The sequence below is a fragment of the Mesorhizobium loti genome (assembly GCA_014189435.1).
In the GTDB taxonomy this organism is placed as follows: Bacteria; Pseudomonadota; Alphaproteobacteria; order Rhizobiales; family Rhizobiaceae; genus Mesorhizobium; species Mesorhizobium loti_G.
The window spans coordinates 3,139,313-3,160,479 of the sequence record CP050293.1; the positions used below are offsets into that span (position 1 = coordinate 3,139,313).

Annotated in this window: 18 protein-coding genes and 1 pseudogene; 8 read left to right on the plus strand and 11 right to left on the minus strand. The window is 62.1% G+C overall.

The window, feature by feature from the left end; all coding sequences use genetic code 11:
- Positions 1-144: 144 nt before the first annotated feature.
- The 3 genes from rbsK to ugpC are packed head-to-tail and all read right to left on the minus strand — an operon-like array spanning position 145 to position 2,611.
- On the minus strand, positions 145-1,074 hold the full coding sequence (gene rbsK, locus HB777_15430; protein ID QND65147.1) for a ribokinase: 930 nt from the start codon (positions 1,072-1,074) through the stop codon (positions 145-147).
- 4 nt (positions 1,075-1,078) lie between these two features.
- Positions 1,079-1,531, minus strand: coding sequence for a ribose ABC transporter (locus HB777_15435; GenBank protein QND65148.1), 453 nt, complete (start codon positions 1,529-1,531; stop codon positions 1,079-1,081).
- 21 nt (positions 1,532-1,552) lie between these two features.
- A complete protein-coding gene (gene ugpC, locus HB777_15440; protein QND65149.1) occupies positions 1,553-2,611 on the minus strand; it encodes a sn-glycerol-3-phosphate ABC transporter ATP-binding protein UgpC in 1,059 nt (352 codons plus the stop codon).
- Between the two features lie 291 nt (positions 2,612-2,902).
- Here ugpC and HB777_15445 point away from each other — a divergent pair, with 291 nt between their 5' ends.
- The 3 genes from HB777_15445 (at position 2,903) to HB777_15455 (ending at position 6,682) form a co-directional block, all read left to right on the plus strand.
- On the plus strand, positions 2,903-4,567 hold the full coding sequence (locus tag HB777_15445; GenBank protein QND65150.1) for a sugar ABC transporter substrate-binding protein: 1,665 nt from the start codon (positions 2,903-2,905) through the stop codon (positions 4,565-4,567).
- Positions 4,568-4,636: 69 nt separating this feature from the next.
- Entirely contained in the window at positions 4,637-5,758 is a 1,122-nt protein-coding gene (locus tag HB777_15450) for a sugar ABC transporter permease (protein QND65151.1), read from the plus strand.
- A gap of 6 nt (positions 5,759-5,764) precedes the next feature.
- Positions 5,765-6,682: a carbohydrate ABC transporter permease gene (locus tag HB777_15455; GenBank protein ID QND65152.1), complete on the plus strand. Its 918-nt coding sequence runs from the start codon at positions 5,765-5,767 to the stop codon at positions 6,680-6,682.
- 273 nt (positions 6,683-6,955) lie between these two features.
- Here the strand turns inward: HB777_15455 and HB777_15460 are convergent, their stop codons facing one another.
- On the minus strand, positions 6,956-7,699 hold the full coding sequence (locus tag HB777_15460; protein QND65153.1) for a creatininase family protein: 744 nt from the start codon (positions 7,697-7,699) through the stop codon (positions 6,956-6,958).
- Between the two features lie 3 nt (positions 7,700-7,702).
- The gene (locus tag HB777_15465; GenBank protein QND65154.1) at positions 7,703-8,269 is read right to left on the minus strand and encodes an SIS domain-containing protein; all 567 of its coding nucleotides are present in this window, start codon (positions 8,267-8,269) and stop codon (positions 7,703-7,705) included.
- 176 nt (positions 8,270-8,445) lie between these two features.
- On the opposite strand from HB777_15465, the gene HB777_15470 reads away from it, so the two are divergent.
- On the plus strand, positions 8,446-9,468 hold the full coding sequence (locus tag HB777_15470) for an aldo/keto reductase (GenBank protein QND65155.1): 1,023 nt from the start codon (positions 8,446-8,448) through the stop codon (positions 9,466-9,468).
- 145 nt (positions 9,469-9,613) lie between these two features.
- Here HB777_15470 and HB777_15475 read toward each other — a convergent pair whose 3' ends face one another.
- The 4 genes from HB777_15475 to clpP all read right to left on the minus strand — a co-directional run bounded on the left by HB777_15475 (position 9,614) and on the right by clpP (position 15,106).
- Complete coding sequence (locus tag HB777_15475) at positions 9,614-9,886, minus strand: HU family DNA-binding protein (GenBank protein ID QND65156.1); 273 nt, start codon at positions 9,884-9,886, stop codon at positions 9,614-9,616.
- 300 nt (positions 9,887-10,186) lie between these two features.
- A complete protein-coding gene (lon, locus tag HB777_15480; GenBank protein ID QND65157.1) occupies positions 10,187-12,598 on the minus strand; it encodes an endopeptidase La in 2,412 nt (803 codons plus the stop codon).
- Between the two features lie 306 nt (positions 12,599-12,904).
- Positions 12,905-14,179 (minus strand): ATP-dependent Clp protease ATP-binding subunit ClpX, encoded by a 1,275-nt coding sequence (gene clpX / locus HB777_15485; protein ID QND65158.1) that lies wholly within the window; start codon positions 14,177-14,179, stop codon positions 12,905-12,907.
- Positions 14,180-14,476: 297 nt separating this feature from the next.
- Positions 14,477-15,106 (minus strand): ATP-dependent Clp endopeptidase proteolytic subunit ClpP, encoded by a 630-nt coding sequence (clpP, locus tag HB777_15490; GenBank protein QND65159.1) that lies wholly within the window; start codon positions 15,104-15,106, stop codon positions 14,477-14,479.
- Between the two features lie 329 nt (positions 15,107-15,435).
- On the opposite strand from clpP, the gene HB777_15495 reads away from it, so the two are divergent.
- The 4 genes and pseudogenes from HB777_15495 (at position 15,436) to HB777_15510 (ending at position 19,298) form a co-directional block, all read left to right on the plus strand.
- Positions 15,436-16,026, plus strand: a complete 591-nt coding sequence (locus HB777_15495) for a hypothetical protein (GenBank protein ID QND65160.1) — start codon at positions 15,436-15,438, stop codon at positions 16,024-16,026.
- Positions 16,027-16,218: 192 nt separating this feature from the next.
- A pseudogene (locus HB777_15500) lies at positions 16,219-17,468 on the plus strand (cytochrome P450).
- A gap of 24 nt (positions 17,469-17,492) precedes the next feature.
- Entirely contained in the window at positions 17,493-18,560 is a 1,068-nt protein-coding gene (locus tag HB777_15505; protein ID QND65161.1) for a hypothetical protein, read from the plus strand.
- A gap of 21 nt (positions 18,561-18,581) precedes the next feature.
- Positions 18,582-19,298 carry a transporter substrate-binding domain-containing protein gene (locus HB777_15510; protein QND65162.1) on the plus strand — a complete coding sequence of 239 codons (717 nt, stop codon included), beginning with the start codon at positions 18,582-18,584 and terminating at the stop codon, positions 19,296-19,298.
- A 5-nt stretch (positions 19,299-19,303) separates the two neighbouring features.
- Here HB777_15510 and HB777_15515 read toward each other — a convergent pair whose 3' ends face one another.
- Entirely contained in the window at positions 19,304-19,651 is a 348-nt protein-coding gene (locus HB777_15515; protein QND65163.1) for a cupin domain-containing protein, read from the minus strand.
- A 104-nt stretch (positions 19,652-19,755) separates the two neighbouring features.
- Positions 19,756-21,036 carry an O-acetylhomoserine aminocarboxypropyltransferase gene (locus HB777_15520; protein QND65164.1) on the minus strand — a complete coding sequence of 427 codons (1,281 nt, stop codon included), beginning with the start codon at positions 21,034-21,036 and terminating at the stop codon, positions 19,756-19,758.
- Positions 21,037-21,167: the final 131 nt, after the last annotated feature.

Sequence of the window (21,167 nt, forward strand, 5' to 3'; positions counted from 1 at the left end):
GCCTGCGGGACATCCAAAGCGCGTCGCGTTGAAGCGGATTCATGTGACGCGCTTTGGGTCTTGTGGTTCTCCCAAACCGGGGCCACTTTTGGGCGACATGCATCAGGGCTGAAACAGCCTGATGGCTCCGCGAGCCTCAATGGCTCAACCCTTCGCCAGCAGCGCCTCAACCTCCTGCAGCGTCGGCATGGACGGCGCGGTGCCGGGACGCGTCACGGAAATGCCGGCGACGGCACAAGCGAAGCGTACCGCTTGCAGCGGCTCCACGCCGCGCGAAAGTGCTGCGGCAAAGCCACCGTTGAAAGCGTCTCCCGCCCCGGTGGTCTCTACCACTGGCCCGGCACTGATGACGGGAACATGGTCGGAGCGCTCCTTCGAGTGCAAAAGCGCGCCCTTGTCACCCAGCGTGACGATGACCGTGCCGACGCCCTTTTCGAGCAGCTTATCGGCAGCGCGGCGCGCCACGTCGACCGAGGACACCTTCATTCCGGTCAGTTCCTCCGTCTCCGTCTCGTTGGGCGTGAGATAGTCGCACAGCGTGTAGATGCGGTCGGGAAGCTTTGCCGCCGGCGCCGGGTTGAGGATCGTCGTCACCCCTGCCCCGCGCGCGATCTCCAGCGCCCGCATGGCTGCTTCGATCGGCTGTTCGAGCTGGGTGACAAAGACGCCGGCACTACTGATCAGCGCGGCATTGGCTTCGATATCGGCTGGCGAGATCAGCATGGCGGCACCGGGACTGACGATGATGGCGTTGTTGCCGGTGGTCTCCTCGACAAAGATGTAGGCCGCACCGGTGTAGCTTTCCGGCGTGTCGATGACGGCATTCTTAACGCCCGCCTGCGCCCAGGTCTGCCTGGCCATGTCGGCGAAGGGATCGACGCCGAGGCGGGTGAGGAAGGTGACGTCGGCGCCAAGCTTGCCGGCGGCGACCGCCTGGTTCGAGCCCTTGCCGCCCGGACCCAGCGTGAAGGATGTGCCGAGGATGGTTTCGCCCATGCGCGGCTGCCGCTGCGCCCTGTAGGCTGTGTCGGCGACGAAGACACCCAGGATGACGACAGGCTTGCCCGAGGTCATGCCGTTACTCCGCATCCGGCGGCACGACGCCCTTGCGGAAGGCGAAGCAGCCATAGAAGCGGCGTTCGCCGGTCTGGATGACGCAATAGGCTTTTTTGGCGCGCTCGTAGAAGGCGTAGCGCTCGACCGCTATCATCGGCCAGGACTTGCCCTCGGCCCTGTCGACTTCCTTCTGCACCTCTTTCTGTACGGGCGGGATCTCATCGGGCTTGCCGACAATCTCCATGCGCGCGGCGGAGTCATCGACGAACGTGTCCAGCGGGTAGAGCGACAGCACCGCCTTAACCACCTCGGCGGCCGAGGCATCGATGCGCAGCACGCGGCCGAGCGCGGTCTGGCGCGCTACTGAATCGGACGGAAAATTGGTGTCGGCGATGATCAGATCGTCGCCATGGCCCATTGCCCGCAATGCCTGCAGCACGTCGGCATTGAGCAGCGGGTTGATGCCTTTGAGCATGATAGTCCTCGTGAGTTGAGATCAGAGACGCTTGCCGGTCTCGGCGTCGAAAAGGTGGATCTGGTCGAGGCGCGGCTTCAGCGTCAGCGTGTCACCCGGCTTGAAGTCGTGGCGCTCGCGAAACAGCGCCACCATCTCGCCGTCGCCGAAGCGCAGGAACACCAGCGTTTCCGAGCCGGTCGGCTCGACCACCGAAATCTTCGCCGGCACGCCATCGGGATGGATCTCGAGATGTTCCGGGCGCACGCCATAGACGACGGCCTGGCCGCCCTGCGCGGCATTGTCCGATGCAATCGGGAACAGCGTGCCCGCGATCTCGACACCGGGCTTGTCGCCCTTGCGCATGACGCCCTTGAGCAGGTTCATCGAAGGCGAGCCGATGAAGCCGGCGACAAACAGGTTGGCCGGCCGGTCGAACAGTTCGAGCGGTGCGCCGACCTGCTCGATGCGGCCGTCGCGCATGACGACGATCTTGTCGGCCATGGTCATGGCCTCGATCTGGTCGTGGGTGACGTAGATGGTGGTGGTCTTCAGCCGCTGGTGCAGTTCCTTGATTTCGGTGCGCATCTGCACGCGCAGCTTGGCGTCCAGATTGGAGAGCGGCTCATCGAACAGGAACACCTGGGGATTGCGTACGATGGCGCGGCCCATGGCCACGCGCTGGCGCTGGCCGCCGGAAAGCTGGCGGGGATAGCGCTTCAGATAGGGATTGAGGTCGAGGATGTCGGCGGCGCGCTTGACCCGCTCGGCGACTACGGCCGGATCGGTTTTCCGCAGCTTGAGCGCAAAGGCCATGTTCTGCTCGACCGTCTTGTGCGGATAGAGCGCATAGTTCTGGAACACCATGGCAATGTCGCGCTTGGCCGGCGGCAAATGGTTGACGACGCGGTCGCCGATGGCAATCGTGCCAGCGGAGACGGTTTCCAGCCCGGCCACCATCCTGAGCAGCGTGGACTTGCCGCAACCAGAAGGACCAACCAGCACAACGAACTGTCCGTCTGCGATATCGACGCTGACTTCGTGCAGAACCTTGACCGTTCCGAACGCTTTGGCCACCTTGCTGATCGCGACTTGCGCCATATCTCCCCCATCGGCTCCATTAGCCGTAGGCAGAAGCTAACCAACGCGACCGGTCAGGGCAAGTCAGTCCCTTATAGATAAAAACCTGTTCTCGTTGACACCGCGTTTGGTTGTGAGAATAGTGGCGAATGCTGGTCCGAATGCCGGTTACCCGATCCGCAAAATCGGAACTTCAATCGCGCAGGTGGGGTCCTGCGCAGTTCGTTTCCGAGCCGGGAGAATCGTTGGCGCTCCAGCGTCCGACAAGGTTGGTCATATCCATTCACGCTGATGTTCTGGGAGGAATAGTCGATGAGAACAGGTCTTTACGAGCAACTGATCCGTGCCGGTGCCACAAGGCGCGACCTCTTGAAGGGTGCGGCCAGCATGGCCGCGCTCTCGGCAGCATCCAGCGCCGGTCTCGGCGCGTTGACGCGTCCGGCATCGGCCGCCGATGATCTGCGCGCGCAGATCCTGCAGGTCCCGGGCGTTGGCAAGGGTCAGCCAACCGACGCCGATTTCCAGAAGGTCGGCGAGATGTGCCTTGGCGCCACCAAGGCCAGCGTCAAGCAAGGCGAGTTCGCCGGTGTCGAGCTCACCTTCATGGGTCTTAACAACCAGAACCTGCACAATGTGCTGTACCGCGGCTTCCTGAAGGCGTGGGAAGACTACACGGGCGCCAAGTTCAACTGGATCGATCTGGCGCAGGCCGACTACAATCCGCGCCTGCAGCAGGCGATCGCCACCGGCACCGTCGATTTCGACGTCATCGAGATGGGCGCGCCGTTCGAGGGCGACGTCTGTGGCAAGGGGCTGGCCTCTGAGATGCCGGACTGGGTCAAGAAACAGATCGATATGGACGACATTGTGGCCTATCTGAAGCCGCCGGTCGGCACCTGGAACGGCAAGCAGTACCGCGTGACCGTCGACGGGGACGCGCACAACTTCAATTACCGCACCGATGTGTTCGTCGATGCCGACCTCGCCAAGGCGTGGAAAGACGGCGGCGGTGAAGGTGAGTGGGGCGTGCCGAAGACCTGGCAGCAGGTGCAGGCCGTAACCAAGTTCCTCAAGGGCAAGAAATTCAAGGGCCAGGACGTTTACGGCTATCTCGATGCGCCAAAGCCCTGGGGCGGGTTCGGCTTCTACTTCCTCGGCAGCCGTGCCACCGCCTACGCCAAGCACCCTGATGACAAAGCGTGGCTGTTCGATCCGGATACGATGAAACCGCGCGTCAACAACCCGGCTTGGGTGCGGGCGATCCAGGACGTGATCGACGCACTGCCTTTCGAACCGCAAGACCAAATCAACGCCGACCCGAACCAGACCTGTTTCTCCCAATTCCTGGGCGGCACTGGTTCGATGCTGGCTTGGTGGGGAGATGCTGGCTCGAATGCGAAGACCAGTGACTCCTCGGTCGTCGGGGACGTCACAGGCTTCTCGATCCTGCCGGGCTCCGACGATGTCTACAATTCCAAGACCGGCAAGTGGGACAAGCTCGCCAGCGGCCCGAACTATGCGCCGAACTGCGCCTATATCGGCTGGGGCGTCTATGTCATGGCTCGCGTCGATAGCGACGAAAAGAAGAAAAAGGCGGCCTGGTCGGCAGCTGCCCATCTCGGCGGCAAGGACCTGTCGCTCTGGTGCGCGGCGTACCCGTCGGGCTTCCAGCCCTATCGCAACAGCCATTTCAACATTCCGGAATGGGTGGCGGCCGGCTACGACGAGGCGTTCATCACGTCCTATCTCAAGTCGGAAGCCGACAGCTACAACCATCCGAACGCGGCGATCGAGCCACGCATCCCCGGCATCTTCCAGTACTACAGCGCCGCCGAGGACATCCTGGCCAACACATTTGCCGGCAAGATGAAGGCACAGGAAGGCGCCGACGCCATCGCCGCCGCCTGGGAGAAGTTGACCGACCAGATTGGCCGCGAGAAGCAGATCGAACTCTACAAGGCCTCGCTCGGCCTGTAGCCTGATACTATAGTGAACCCTGACCGGCCTGAGGCCGGTCAGGGTCTTTGTTGTGAACGGACGGGACGCGTGGCCGAACAGACCTTGCCCACCAATGAATGGCCGGCAAACGGCGGTCCAGCGGATCTGATCGCACCGGGCCGCAAGCGACTCGGTTTTGCCTTGATGGCCGCGGCGACACTCGGCCTGCTGGCCGTCATCGCGCTGCAGATCCTGTACAAGAGCGAAGTCACCACACTCGGGTTCGAAAGCTGGCAGCCGGTCGTCTATGCCTATGTGTTGTGGGGTGTGGCTCTCGGCGTCGGCCAGGTGCTGACGCGCGGCGAAGACGGCCAGCGTGCCCTGTTCCTGCTGCCGGCGCTGCTGTTCACCATCGCCATGGTGATCTTCCCGACGCTGTTCGGCTTCTACATCGCGCTCACCGACTGGAACCTCAGTTCCTTCAGCGGCCGCAGGTTCAACGGGCTCGACAATTTCTGGCAGATGCTGGGCGATCCCTACTACCGCAATGCGCTGTTCAACATGGTGCTCTATGTGGTGGCGGTGGCGGTCGAATATGTGATCGCCTTTGGCCTGGCGCTGCTGCTCAACGCGCAGATCCGGGCGCGAAAATTCTTCCGCGTCGTCTTCCTTTTGCCCCTGATGCTGTCGCCGGTCGCGGTGTCGTGGATGATCGGCAAATCGCTGATGGAGTACCGCTTTGGGCCGGCCGCCACGCTGGCGCGCCATCTCGGCTGGGACAATCCGGCCTTTTTCTCGGACCCTATCACCGCCCGCATCTCGATCATGGTGCTCGATGCCTGGACCTTCATTCCGTTCATGATGATCATGCTGCTGGCCGGGCTTCAGGCGATGTCGCGCGAGGTGCTCGAAGCCGCACGCGTCGACGGCGCCAATGCGTGGCAGACCTTCTGGCAGGTCACCTTCCCGCTGATGCTGCCGGTTTCGGTGACGGCGTTGATCCTGCGCATCATCTTCAAGCTCAAGCTTGCCGACATCATCATCACGGTGACGTCGGGCGGTCCGGGCGGCGCAACCGATTCCGTGTCGAGCTTCATCTACCGCGAATATCGCGACCGCTCGAATGTCGGCTACGGAACCATGCTGGCGATGGCCTATCTGGTGATCATCGTCGTGTTCGTCACGTGGCTGTTGAAATTTGCCAACCGTTTTGTCCGCAATGTGAATTGAGCTGAGATGAGCGTTCAGACCACCGAATATGTCGCCTCGGAGATCCGCTCGCCGGCGAGCTTCCTTGCCAGCCGCGTCTTCATCTATGGGGCGCTGGCCTTCTGGGCGTTCATCTGCCTGTTCCCGATCTACTGGACGATCACGACCTCCTTCAAGACCGCGGTCGATGTCACGCAGGGCCATCTCATCCCCTTCGTCGACTTCCAGCCGGACTGGAAAGGCTGGCGTTCGCTCGGCCTGTCGCCGGACTCGATCTTCCAGACCTCGACGGTGCGCGAGGAGTTCCTCAAGCGCTTCATGAATTCGGTGATCACTTCGGTCGGCGCGTCGAGCCTTGCCATCGTCATCGGCAGCCTCGCCGCCTACGGACTCACCCGCTATCGCTATCATTTCGCCTGGTTCAAGAATGAAGACATCTCGTTCTTCTTCCTGTCGCAGCTGATCCTGCCGCCGGTGGTGCTGGCGCTGCCCTTCCTGGTGCTCTACCGCGAAGTCGGCCTGCTCGACACGCGCATTGGGCTGATCTTGCTCTACACGCTGATGGTGCTGCCGATCGTCATCTGGATCATGCGCGACCAGTTCAATTCGATCCCGGTCGAGCTCGAGGAAGCAGCCCTTGTCGACGGGTTGTCGATCTGGGGCGCCTTCTTCCGCATCGTCATGCCGATCGCGCTGCCGGGCATGGTCGCCGCCTTCATCCTGGCGATGGTGCTGTGCTGGAACGAATATTTCTTCGCCGCCCTTTTGACCTCGACCGACGCCAAGACCATCCCCGTCATGGTGGCGAGCCAGACCGGCTCGCAAGGCATCAACTGGTGGTCGATGGCGGCGCTCGCGACAGCGGCGATTGCCCCGCTTGCCGTCATCGGCATCGCACTCGAGCGCTATCTGATCATGGGCATGACCGCGGGAGCGGTGAAGTAGAGCGGGAGGCGGCAACTCCATCTCTTCGTCATCCTAGGGCGGAGCAAGGAGCGACGCGACGCGGCGCAGACCCTAGGATCCATGCCGTGACATCGAAGCGCCGCTACGGTGAAGAACTTTGACACCAGCAGAGACCGCTGCGAACCGCTTTTTCCTGCGCTGTAGCGTGCTTTGGCTGCGGTCACGGCATGGATCCTAGAGCTCCGCGACGTCGCTTCGCTCCTGCTTCGCCCTAGGATGACGAAAACACTAAAGCACCCGACAATCTCGTAACTAGCGCCCTAGGATCGCTCTCAGGTGGTCCATGATCATCGCCACACCCCTCTGCCCGAGCTCGGCCGATGCCTCCTTGGCGCTCGCCGTATACCAGCCGGTATTGTCAGCAAAGTGATTGGCATCGACAGCCTCCGGGCATAGCGCCAGCATCAGCGAGGTCTCGCCGATGCCGGCATGGTCGAACGGGTACTTGCCGTTCGTGTCGGCCGACATCAGCGGATGCACCTGCACCCAGTTGAAGAAGTTTTCACCCGCAGCGTGTCCCGAATAGTAGTCGGCCATCGCCTGAGAGCCCCACCAACCCTCGCCGCGTTCCTTCTCGAGAAAGCGGAAGATCGCCTGCCGGCCGGCGGTCTTGAAGGCGAGATCGGTCGGCATGCCGGCGGCGAAATTCTCGGTCTGGTGGTGGATGATGGCGTGGATGTTGCGAAAGCCGATGCGCAGCAGGCTGTAGAACAGCTCCTCGCCGAACGGCGCCAGCGCATTGCCGCCGACCTGCACCGAGCCGCTGCCTTCAGGCGGCGCCACCGCATAACTCGCGGCACCGTAGTAGAAGGGCGGCAGGATGACGACGTCCCTCTCCTTTTCGAACAGTTCCAGTGTCTTGACGACGGCCAGCGTGTCCATGCCGACGGCCATGTGCTCGCCATGGTACTCCAGCACGCCAAGCGGCAGCGCGACCGGCCATTTCTCGGCGATCGCCTTGCGGATCTGGTGTGGCAGCATCAGTTCGTAGCGCATGATCTATTCCATGTTGGTGTGGCGGGCGCGCATCGCTTCGGGCGACGCGCCGATCAATTCCCTGAGCTTCAGCACCATCACCTCGAACAGCAGGAACAGCGCGCCTTCGAACACCGAGCCCATCGGCAGCACCGATGTCTTCTGCGCCCCCTGATCGTTGGCCATGGTCTGTGCGGGGATGAGCAGCGTGAAATCGGCTCGCCGTGCGGCACTGCTTTCGGCCTGGGCGGTCAGCAGCAGGTTGGTCGCACCGGCATCCTGCGCGACCTGCATGAGGGTCAGCACGGTCGAAGTCTCTCCCGGCCCGGAGCTGATCAGGAAGACATCGCCCGGCCCCAAGGGCGGCGTGGTCATGTCGCCGACCACGGAAACCGGCAGCCCCAAATGGTAGAGCCGCATGGCAAAACCCTTGACCTGCAAGGCCTCGCGGCCGCAGCCATAGGCGACGATCTGTCGGGCGTCGGCCAGCATCCTGCAGGTGGCGTCGATCCGGCTCTCGTCGACGCGCGCCAGCACGCCGCCGAGCTCCTCAAGTGCGATCTCGAACAGGCTTTTGCTCTTGTCGCTCACCGCGATCCTGCCATGAAAAATCACCCTGGGATTTGCCGCTCTTGCTGCCACGAACAGCTTGATTTCGTCATGCTAGCAACCGGGAAAATGCGTGTCCAACGCGCAGCAATGCTTTTGCCCGACCGTAGGCATGATAGTGTCATGTCAGACAAATCTAGCGAGGCAAACGGCAGGATATGAAGACACGGCATTTCGACCGCATCGGCAATGGCGGCATCAGTTTCACCGAGCTCGGCTTCGGCACGGCGCCGCTCGGCAACCTCTATCGTGCCGTCTCGGACGAGGACGCCAACGCCACGCTGGAGGCCGCCTGGGCGACCGGCTGCCGCTACTACGACACCGCGCCGCTCTACGGGCTCGGCCTATCGGAAACGCGGCTCAACCCGTTCCTGCGCGGCAAGAGGCGCGACGACTATGTGCTGTCGAGCAAGGTCGGCCGCATCATGCGCGCCTGCCCGCCGGAAGAGCGTACAGGCATCGGCAAGTTCTTCGACACGCCGTCGCGCCGCGAGGTGTACGACTACAGCTATGACGGCGTCATGCGCTCGTTTGAAGCCTCGCTGGAGCGCCTCGGCGTCGACCGCATCGACATCCTCTTCGTGCATGATGTCGACATCTTCACCCATGGCAGTAAGGAAGCGTCCGACCGGCGTATCGAGGAGTTCATGCGCTCGGGCTATTACGGCTTGCTCTCGCTGCGCGACCAGGGCGTCATCAAGGCGTTCGGCGGCGGCATCAACGAATGGCAGGTTGCGCAGACGCTGGCCGAGCGCGGCGACTTCGACCTGTTCCTGCTGGCGGGGCGCTATACGCTGCTGGAACAGGAGGCGCTGACATCCTTCCTGCCGCTCTGCCAGGCACGCGGCATCGGCATCGTTCTCGGCGGCCCTTACAATTCCGGCATCCTCGCAACAGGGCCGAAGCCGGGCGCCTACTACAACTATTCCGAAGCGCCGAAGGACATCCTCGACCAGGTCGCCGGCATCGAGAGCGTCTGCAAGGGCCATGGCATCAGGCTGATCGAGGCCGCCCTGCAATTCCCGCTGCTGCACCCGTCGGTCGTCTCGGTGATCCCCGGCGGCCAGCGGCCGAGCGAAGTCGAGAGCAACCGCTCGCTGCTCGATGCGAAACTGCCCGCGGCGCTTTGGGCCGATCTCAAGAAGCAAGGCCTTATGCGCGCCGAGGCGCCGACCGCATAAGCCGGCCGCCATTCGCGCCGGCGTCGGGCACAAAAATGAAAAGCCGGGCAAGCCCGGCTTTTCTGGTCGTGTGTACCTGCATAGGTCACGAAAATGAAAAGCCGGGCAAGCCCGGCTTTTCTGGTCTCTGAAAAGAAAAAGGCGCTTAGTTGACTGCGTCCTTGAGGCCTTTGCCGGCCGAGAACTTCGGCACGGTGCGTGCCGGGATCTTCACTTCGGCGCCGGTCTGAGGATTGCGGCCGGTCGACGCCGCACGCTTTGACACGGTGAAATTGCCAAAGCCGACAAGCCGGACATCGCCGCCCTTCTTCAGTTCGCCGGTGATCACGGAAAATACCGCATCGACCGCCGACTGCGCGTCACCCTTCGAAATGCTCGCGGCGTCGGCGACAGCGGACACCAGTTCGTTCTTGTTCATAAAAATTCCCTTCCATGAGAACACCGGAACTAACGACTCATCCGGCAGGAAACGGACTTTAGAAAGAAGCGTTCCCGCAACCAAGTCGAAAAGGCAGGAAAAAGACGGAAAAAGCCCGGAATTCCGGGGTTTTTCACATGAAAAAAGCCGGGCGCTGGGCCCGGCTCTCTGTTTGTGCACTGCAACCTTGGCGAAAACCGCCGCATGGCCCCGAAAACCGTGCTCGGTTTTCGGAAAGGATCATGCGCAAGTCCAAAGCGTTAGAGCGTCTTTTGCGCGTCCAGGTGGACGCACGGCGCTCTAATGCGCCAGCGTCTTTCCGGCATCGTCCGTGGTGTCGGTCGAGGCCGGAGGATTGACAGGTTCGACCCATTCGATCGGCTCCGGCATACGCACCAATGCATGGCGCAACACCTCACCGACCCGTGCGACCGGAATGATCTCCATGCCGTTCTTCACGTTGTCCGGAATCTCCGCCAGGTCCTTGGCGTTGTCTTCCGGGATCAGCACCTTCTTGATGCCGCCGCGCAATGCGGCAAGCAGCTTCTCCTTCAGGCCGCCGATCGGCAGCACCCTGCCGCGCAGCGTGATCTCGCCGGTCATCGCCACATCCGCCTTGACCGGAATGCCGGTCAGCACGGAGACGATTGCGGTGGCCATCGCGACGCCAGCCGACGGTCCGTCCTTGGGCGTAGCACCTTCCGGCACGTGCACGTGGATGTCGCGCTTGTCGAACAGCGGCGGCTCGATGCCGAAATCGACGGCGCGCGAGCGGACATAGGAGGCCGCCGCCGAAATCGATTCCTTCATCACGTCGCGCAAATTGCCGGTCACCGTCATGCGGCCCTTGCCGGGCATCATGACGCCTTCGACCGTCAGCAGCTCGCCGCCGACTTCCGTCCAGGCGAGCCCGGTGACGACACCGACCTGATCGTCAGCCTCGACCTGACCGAAGCGGAAGCGCTCAACACCGAGGTAATCGGCGAGGTTCGCCGCCGTGATGTTCACCGTCTTCTTCTTCGTCTTCAGGATCTCGGTCACCGCCTTGCGCCCGAGCTTCATCAGCTCGCGCTCCAGGCTCCTGACGCCCGCTTCACGGGTGTAGGTCTGAACGATGGCGCGGATCGCGTCCTCACCGACGGAAAACTCCTTCGGCTGCAGCGCGTGATCGCGGATCACCTTCGGCATCAGGTGCCGCTTGGCGATCTCGATCTTCTCGTCCTCGGTATAGCCGGCGATACGGATGATCTCCATGCGGTCCATCAAGGGCGCCGGGATGTTCAGCGTATTCGCCGTCGTCACGAACATCACGCTCGACAGATCATATTCGACCTCGAGGTAGTGGTCCATGAACGTCGAGTTCTGTTCGGGATCGAGCACCTCGAGCAACGCCGACGACGGATCGCCACGGAAGTCCTGGCCCATCTTGTCGATCTCGTCGAGCAGGAAGAGCGGGTTGGACTTCTTAGCCTTCTTCATCGACTGGATGACCTTGCCGGGCATCGAGCCGATATAGGTGCGGCGGTGGCCACGGATCTCGGCCTCGTCACGCACGCCGCCCAGCGCCATGCGGATGAACTCGCGTCCAGTCGCCTTGGCGATCGACTTGCCGAGCGAGGTCTTGCCGACGCCCGGAGGTCCGACGAGGCACAGGATCGGCCCCTTCAGCTTCTTCTGGCGGCTTTGCACGGCGAGATACTCGACGATGCGCTCCTTGACCTTGTCGAGGCCGAAATGATCGGTATCGAGCACGTTCTGCGCGAAAGCCAGGTCCTGCTTGACCTTGGAATTCTTGCCCCACGGGATCGAGAGGATCCAGTCGAGATAGTTGCGCACGACGGTCGATTCAGCCGACATCGGCGACATCGTCCTGAGCTTCTTCAATTCGGCTTCCGCCTTTTCGCGGGCTTCCTTGGAGAGCTTGGTTTTCTTGATGCGCGCTTCGATCTCGGCGGCTTCGTCGCGGCCGTCCTCGCCCTCGCCGAGCTCCTTCTGGATCGCCTTCATCTGCTCGTTGAGGTAGTATTCGCGCTGCGTCTTCTCCATCTGGCGCTTGACGCGCGAGCGGATGCGCTTCTCCACCTGCAGGACGGAGATTTCGGCTTCCATGAAGCCCATCGCCTTTTCCAGCCGCTCCTTTACCGAGAGCGTGGCCAGCATTTCCTGCTTTTCAGGGATCTTGATGGCGAGATGCGAGGCGACCGTGTCGGCGAGCTTGGAGTAGTCGTCGATCTGGCTGGCGGCACCCACCACTTCGGGCGAGATCTTCTTGTTCAGCTTAACGTAGTTCTCGAAGTCGGTGACGACCGAACGAGCCAGCGCCTCGACCTCGACCTCCTCCTCTTCCGGCTCGACCAGCGCCGCGGCGCGAGCCTCGTGGAAGTCGGGACGGTCGGTGAACGCGACGATTTTCGCGCGCGAGGCGCCCTCGACCAGAACCTTGACGGTGCCGTCGGGCAGCTTCAGCAATTGCAGCACATTGGCGAGCGTGCCGATGTCAAAGATGGCATCGGGCTCGGGATCGTCGTCGGCGGCATTCATCTGGGTGGCAAGCAGGATCTGCTTTTCCTGACCCATCACCTCTTCCAGCGCCTTGATCGACTTCTCACGCCCGACGAAGAGCGGAACGATCATGTGCGGGAACACCACGATGTCGCGCAGTGGGAGGACTGCGAAGACGCCGTCGCTGGGTGCCTTGGATACTTTGGCCATTGTCCAACCTTTCATGTCGCGGCCGCCAATCAGCCAACCGCGAATCTTATATTAACGACCGGGGATCGTTCCGCCTACCACCGTTTGTGACGGGAGTTTTACAGCACAGAAATCGGGCACCTCGGCCTTCTCCAATTAGTTGGATGCACGATCCACAAAGATCAAGGGGCGAGCACAAATCCGCACCTCCAACTTGCCCTGAAGTGACACATTTGCGACGCCAACACCGGGCGCGCCCGCAAAACCCCGGGCGACAGCAAAACGGCGCCTTGCGGCGCCGTTTCAGAATTTCGCTGCGGGCTCATGTCAGGCGCTGACATTGCCCTTCTTTTCCTTTTGCTCGGAGTAGATGTAGAGCGGCCGGGCGCTGCCGGTCACCACCTCCTCCGAAATCACCACTTCGCGCACGCCTTCGAGTGCGGGAAGCTCGAACATCGTGTCGAGCAGGATCGCTTCCATGATCGAACGCAGGCCGCGCGCGCCGGTCTTGCGCTCGATGGCGCGCTTGGCGATGGCCGACAGGGCGTTCTCGTGGAAGGTCAGGTCGACATTCTCCATCTCGAACAGCCGCTGATACTGCTTGACCAGCGCGTTCTTCGGCTCGGTCAGGATCTGGATCAGCGCCGGCTCGTCGAGGTCTTCCAGCGTCGCCAGAACCGGCAGACGGCCGACAAACTCGGGGATAAGACCGAACTTCAACAGATCCTCCGGCTCGACCAGGCGGAAGACATCGCCAGTGCGGCGATCCTCGGGCGAAGCGACGATGGCGCCGAAGCCGATCGAGGTCTTGCGGCCGCGATCCGAGATGATCTTGTCCAACCCGGCGAAGGCGCCGCCGCAGATGAACAGGATGTTGGCGGTGTCGACCTGCAGGAATTCCTGCTGCGGATGCTTCCTGCCGCCCTGCGGCGGCACGGAGGCGACGGTGCCTTCCATGATCTTCAGCAGCGCCTGCTGCACGCCCTCGCCCGACACGTCACGGGTGATCGAGGGATTGTCCGACTTGCGCGAAATCTTGTCGATTTCGTCGATGTAGACGATGCCGCGCTGGGCCCGCTCGACATTGTAGTCGGCCGACTGCAGCAGCTTCAGGATGATGTTTTCGACGTCCTCGCCGACATAGCCGGCTTCGGTCAGCGTCGTGGCATCAGCCATGGTGAAGGGCACGTCGATGATGCGGGCCAGCGTCTGCGCAAGCAGCGTCTTGCCGCAACCGGTCGGGCCGATCAAAAGGATGTTGGACTTCGCCAGCTCGACATCGTTGTTCTTGCCGGCATGCGCGAGGCGCTTGTAGTGGTTGTGGACCGCCACCGACAGCACGCGCTTGGCGTAGGGCTGGCCGATGACGTAGTCGTCGAGAACCTTGAGTATCTCCTGCGGTGTCGGCACGCCCTCGCGCGACTTCACCATCGAGGTCTTGTTCTCCTCACGGATGATGTCCATGCAGAGTTCGACGCACTCGTCGCAGATGAAGACCGTCGGACCGGCGATCAGCTTGCGCACCTCGTGCTGGCTTTTGCCGCAAAACGAGCAGTAAAGCGTGTTCTTGGAATCGCCGCTGTTGTTGCCGACCTTGCTCATTTTCATGTCCTTTCATGGCCGCCCGCCGATGGTCTGGCTGAAAGGGCGCATACTCTATCTATCGCGGGAATCCGCCGCCGCCAGTGTGTCCCGGCTCCCGCAACGCATTCCGTACGAAACACAAATCAGAAAACGTGGCAATGATTCGCGACAACCCCGCATAAAGCTAAGCCGCCGAAACTCAACATAGCCTTAACGTAGGCAATCCTGTCCCCCGAGGGAACAGCCAATTGTGGCCGAAATGCCGCAAGACGCCCCAAAAGCGCGTGATGCCGCCAGCCAACTGCCAATAAGCCCTTATGCCACGGCGCCTTCAGGCGGCTCACGCGACGAAATGACCTTGTCGATGAGGCCGAAATCCTTGGCTTCGTCGGCGGTCATGAAATGGTCGCGGTCGAGCGTCCTTTCGATCTCTTCGTAGCTCTTGCCGGTGTGCTTGACGTAGACCTCGTTGAGGCGGCGCTTCAGCTTGACGATATCCATGGCGTGGCGCTCGATGTCGGACGCCTGGCCCTGGAAGCCGCCGGAAGGCTGGTGAACCATAATGCGGGCGTTCGGCGTGGCAAAGCGCATGTCCTTGTGGCCGGCGGTCAGGAGCAGCGAGCCCATCGAGGCCGCCTGGCCGATGCAGAGCGTCGAGACGGCCGGCTTGATGAACTGCATGGTGTCGTAGATCGCCATGCCGGAGGTCACGACGCCGCCCGGGGAATTGATGTAGAGATTGATTTCCTTCTTCGGATTCTCGGCTTCCAGGAAGAGCAGCTGCGCGCAGACCAGTGTCGCCATGCCGTCCTCGACCGGACCGGTGATGAAAATGATGCGCTCCTTGAGGAGACGCGAGAAAATGTCGTAGGCCCGCTCGCCACGATTGGTCTGTTCGACCACCATCGGAACGAGGTTCATGTAGGTTTCGACGGGGTTCTTCATCAGATATCTCTTATCTCGCGGTGGGATTCCGGCGCCGGGAATGCTGGCAGATCGGGCAGAATCGGTTCTGGATCGTTCTTCCGTAAATAGGATGCCGGCTCATCCTTGTGCAAGGCCGACCCCTCCTAGCCATCTGGGTAAGTCGAATCAAGGTTACATTTCACGGGATTCATCGACCTGTGCCGTGATCGTTCGGCGGTGTCGTCACCATCGTAGCAATTTCTTAACCGCATCGCTTAACGAAATGCGCCGAAACCGCTTTTCTCCGAGGCGGCTTCCCCTACAATTCAGCGTTGAACTTATGCCTAGAGTTCAACAGGGGGAGTGTCATGTCTGGGAAAACCGCATGCTTCACCATTGCCGGGCTGACCATGCTCGGCACGATCTCGCAGACGGCGGCCGGCGGCCGCGCCGTCGAATGCTATGAACCCGTCCGAACGCCGGCGATCTATGACACCGTCTATGAAGACGTGATGGTCAGTCCGCCCGGCCAGCAGGTCGATTATGTTGCCCCTATCTACGGCACCCGCGAACGCGTGGTGATGACCGTTCCGGCACAGGTGACCTACGAGGTCGTGCCGGCCGTCACCCGCACCGTCTACCGGACGGTCCGGGTCGATGGCGGCGGCTATTCCTGGGAATGGCGTGTCATCCACGGCCGCAAGGTGTTGTGCAAGATCTGGCACAGAGCGCGCTATGAGCGCGTCGCCGAAACCGTGGTGATCCAGCCAGAACGCACGCGCCGTGTCGTCATTCCCGCACAGTATGACAGCATCGCCGAGGAGGTACTGGTGCAGCCGGAACAAAGACGCATCATCGATGTTCCCGCCTCTTACCAGACCGTCGCGCGCCGCGTGCTGGTCCGCGAAGGGTCTTCGGGCTGGCGGCGCGTGCATATTCCGAGGCACTGTCAGGATTAGGCCCGGAAAGCACTCAGGCCACTTCCGCCCGCAGCCATGCCTTCAGGCCGGCGATGTCACCGTCGCCAACGGCGGCGGCAACGCGCCGGCCGACCGCGCGTTCAGTAGCCGGTCGGCTGGCTCAACGCATTGGGTTGCGGGCGCCAACATACGGTCTGGAACCCGGCTGGCAAGCCGCGCTATTGGTCTGGCATGAGCAAATCGACGCCACCCACCTTGGCCTTTGATCCAGCCACTCGCCACCTGCGGCTGGACCCGCACGACACAGATTTTTTCAAAACCCTTATGAGGCCTATGCCTTTCTGCACGGGGCATCGAACGCATTCTTCTGGGAAGAATTCGGCTCCTGGTGCTTTGGTGGCTTTGACGACGTCAACCGGCTGCTGCGCGACCGCCGCTTCGGCCGCCAGAACCCGGCCGGCATTCCCGACAGCCGCGGCATCGGCGAGGATCGCAGCCATCTCAGGGCCTTCGACGGCATCGAAGCCAATTCGATGCTGGAGCTCGAGCCGCCGGTGCACACGCGGCTCCGAACACTGGTCAATCGTGCCTTCGTATCGCGTCAGGTCGAAAGGCTGCGGCCGCGTGTCGAGGCGCTGGCCAACGAACTGATCGATCGGTTCGAACCGGGCAAGGAAGTCGACCTGCTGCCGGCCTTCGCGGCGCCGCTGCCGATCACCATCATTGCCGAAATGCTCGGCGTGCCGGTGGAAATGGGGCCGCAACTGCTCGACTGGTCGCACCAGATGGTCGCCATGTACATCCACGGCCGCACCCGCGAAACCGAGGAAACGGCCAACCGCGCCGCGGGCGAGTTCTCCGACTTCCTGCGCTTCCATGTCACCGAGCGGCGCAAGAACCCCGGCGACGACCTGCTTTCGCTGCTGATCTCGGCGCAGGAGGACGGCCAGAGGCTGTCGGAGGACGAGATGGTGTCCTCGGCGATCCTGCTGCTCAATGCCGGTCATGAAGCGACAGTGCACCAGACCGGCAATGCCGTGCGCTCGATCCTGGCGCAAGGCGGCGATGTCGGCCGCTTCTTCGGCTCACCCGAAGCGACCGCGGCAACGGTCGAGGAATGCCTGCGCTTCGACGCGCCGCTGCATATGTTCACGCGCTACGCCTATCAGGAGATCGAAGTGGCGCCCGGCATCGTCGTGCAGCCGGGGGAAACGATCGGGCTGCTGCTCGGCATGGCCAATCATGACCCGCGCGCCTTCGCCGACCCCCTCGCCTTCCGGCCCGGCCGTGCGGACCAGAAGAACGTGTCCTTCGGCGCCGGCATCCATTTCTGCATCGGTGCACCGCTCGCCCGGCTCGAATTGCAGGTGTCGCTGAAAACGCTGTTCGAACGGCACCCAAGGCTGCATCTTGCCGAAAGGCCGAGCTTCCGCGACACTTATCACTTCCATGGGCTGGAAACGCTCGCCGTCGGCTTCTGACGATCGCGGGCCTGGGGCTGCGAGATGAGACTGTTTTCGATACGGGCGATAGTGTTCGCCCTGGCGCTGGCGTGCGCATTCCCTGAGATCGCGGCCGCGCAGCAGCAGCCGGAAAACATCCCGTGGGAAAACAGCACGGCCATCGCCCAGAAAATGGCGACGGTCCTGCTGGAGCGGCAGACCGGGTCGAAAGGCCTACCGCTGACATCGTTTGCCATCGAGGTCGATCTCAACCTTGACGGTTTTCCGGAGATTTTCGCCTATCGCTATGCGCCCGGCTGTGATGGCGTCAACTGCGGCAACTTCCTGTTTGTCCTGGAAGGCGACAGCTATCAGGAGGTTCTCGGCGACATTCCGGGTGCTAGGCTGGTGCCGCAGGACAAGATCGGGCTCAGCGCCTTCAAGCGGAACGGTTTTCTCGACATCCAGTCCGACCAGATGACGATCGGTTGGGACGGCAAGCGCTATCTAGACGCCTCCAGCTTTCCAGCTTCGTCGCTCGACGGCGCGGCCTTCCTGGCCGCTTGCCAGAAAAGCAAATCCAACGAGCAACCGGCGGAAGGCGAAGCGGAACGCGTAAACACCGAATGCCAATGCCAGCTCAACCGGTTTCAGGTAACCAGCTTCAGTCAGGCCGATCTCGACATGTACACCGCGTCGCTGGCAGAAAACTTCGAATATCCGACGGGTGAGAAGTGGACCGCGTTGCTGGCCGTCCAGAACAACGCCAAGGATGTCGGCACCGGCTGCGATGTCGCCAGCGGCAAGAGCCAATGGCCGCCAGCCTATTTCAATCATGGCGACCAGCCGCAACAGAGGCTGAATTTCGTCGACTTTCTCGATGCCTGTCCGGCACAGACCTTTATCCTCTCCAACCACAAAATCGGCTCACCGGATCGTGCGCTCAGCCTGTGCGGCTGCCTTGCCCGCGAGATGCCGACGCAAGGCATCAGCCAGGAGGGGCTCGATCTCATGGCACAGTATTATCGCGACGAGATCTCCGACGCGGATATCGAGGCACAGGATGTCGACATCCTGGCCTTTCACGACAAGGCGTCGGAAGCCTGCCTCAGCCAGTTTCCAGCAAAATAGGACGGCGATGCTTTGCCTGACATGACCGAGTTGAAATTCGCCTTCCTGGAGGAGCCGCCATTCTGCTTCATCGGCACATCGGGCGAGGTTTCCGGCTGCGACGTCGAGCTTGCGCGCCGCCTCGGCGCCATGCTCGGATTGGCGAGTTTCGAGCCAATCGAAACCGAATTCGCTGAACTGCTGCCAGGCTTGGTCGAGGGCCGCTGGACCATGACGACCGGCCTGTTCGTCTCAGAAGAGCGCAGGCAGCTTGTCGACTTCACACGGCCGATCTGGGCATTGCAGGACGGGTTGCTGGTCGCGAAAGACAATCCGCGCGGCTTTCGCGGCTACCAATCCATCGCCGAGGACCGGAGGGCGTTGATCGGCGTCATAACCGATCAGGTTCAGCATCTAACGGCGTTGCACAACGGAATCGCGCCTGAGCAGGTCAGGATGTTTGCTACCCAGGCGGATGCGGCACAGGCTGTCGCCGACGGCACGGTGCACGCCTATGCCAGCGTCGCGATGGCGCATCGAGGCTATCTGGCGCAGCGGCCCGATATCCCGCTTGGGCTTGTCGAGGTTCCCCGGGTTGAAAAGCAGCCGTCGGCCGGCGCCTTCGCGATCGCCAAGGGCAACAGCGCCCTGCTCCGGCGTATCGATTCCTGCCTTGAAGCGTTGCTGGGCAGCGACTGGCACCGGCCGATGATGGCGCGATACGGATTTTCGGACAGCGATATCGATCGCGTCGTCTGATCCGTTCAGAGCTTGATCACATATTCCTTGCGAGTCGTTTCAAGCACTTCCCAGCTTCCCTTGAAGCCGGGCCTCAGCACAAAGCTGTCGCCGGCCTTGACGGTGCGCGCCTGCCCACCGTCCTCCGCGATCACCGAAACGCCGGACAGGATGTGGCAGAACTCCCACTCGTCATAGACGATGCGCCATTTGCCGGGTGTCGATTCCCAGATGCCGGCATAGAGGCCGCCGTCGCGCTCCTCGACATTCCAGGTGTGGAATTTCGGATCGCCCGAGATCAGCCGATCCGGCGCCGGCGCGCCAGATTCAGGCTCGACGCCGTCAGTCGCTATTGTCAGGTAGTGCGCGGACAAGGCTTGCCTCCATGAAAAGAGCCGGCTTCGCGCCGGCTCACCCCCACCCCGGCGCTGTGCGCCGACCCTCCCCACTTGGGATCCCTTGGGGGAGGGTAAAAAGATCAGACTTTGGCGAGTGCCTGTTCGAGGTCGGCGACGATGTCGTTGACATCCTCGATGCCGATCGACAGCCGCACCGTGTCCGGTCCCGCGCCGGCCTTGACCTTCTGCTCGTCGGAAAGCTGGCGGTGCGTGGTCGAGGCCGGGTGGATGACCAGCGACTTGGTGTCGCCGACATTGGCGAGGTGCGAGAACAGTTCGAGCGCCTCGACGAATTTCACGCCGGCGTCATAGCCGCCCTTGAGAGCGAAGGTGAACACGGCGCCGGCGCCAAGTGGTGAGTACTTCTTCTGCAGCGCATTGTTCTTGTCGCTGGGCAGGCCCGGGTAATTCACCGACGCGACCTTGGGATGATTGGACAGCCAGGCGGCAACCGTGACCGCGTTGTCGCAGTGGCGCTGCATGCGCAGCGGCAAGGTTTCCAGGCCGGTCAGGATGAGGAAGGCGTTGAACGGCGAGATCGCCGGGCCGAGATCGCGCAGGCCGAGCACGCGCGCGGCAATGGCGAAAGCGAAATTGCCGAAGGTTTCGTGCAGGACGAGGCCGCCATATTCGGGGCGCGGTTCCGACAGCATCGGATACTTGCCCGATTTCGACCAGTCGAAGGTGCCGCCATCGACGATGGCGCCGCCGATCGAATTGCCATGGCCGCCAATGAACTTGGTCAGCGAATGCACGACGATGTCGGCGCCATGCTCGATCGGCCGGATCAGGTAGGGCGAGGCCAGCGTGTTGTCGACGATCAGCGGCAGGCCATGCCTGCGCGCGATGTCGCCGATCTTCTCGATGTCGACGAAGGTCCCGCCCGGATTGGCGAGGCTCTCGATGAAGATCGCCTTGGTCCTGTCGTCGATTTGGCTTTCGAAAGTCGAGATGTCATTGGTGTCGGCCCAGCGCACCTCCCAGCCATAATTCTTGAAGGCGTGGCCGAACTGGTTGATCGAACCGCCATAGAGCTTGTTGGCGGCGACGAAATTGTCACCCGGCTGCATCAGATTGTGGAACACGATCACCTGCGCGGCATGGCCGGATGCGACCGCAAGGGCAGCCGTGCCGCCTTCAAGGGCCGCCATGCGCTCTTCCAGCACCGCCTGCGTCGGGTTCATGATGCGGGTGTAGATGTTGCCGAAGGCCTTCAGCCCGAACAGCGAGGCGGCATGGTCGGCATCGTCAAAGACGAAGGAGGTCGTCTGGTAGATCGGCGTGGCGCGTGCGCCGGTCGCCGGATCTGGTTTGGCGCCGGCATGGACGGCGAGCGTATTGAAACCTGGCGTGCGGGTCACTGAAAACCTCCCTGAAAAACCTTCTGAAATTCGCCGGGCATTCTTGGCGAAGCCCGGCCTCGAATGCAAAGAAGAAAATACCCTTCCGTGCAGGACCTTTTATGAAGCGGCAGGAAAATACCGCGTTTGCC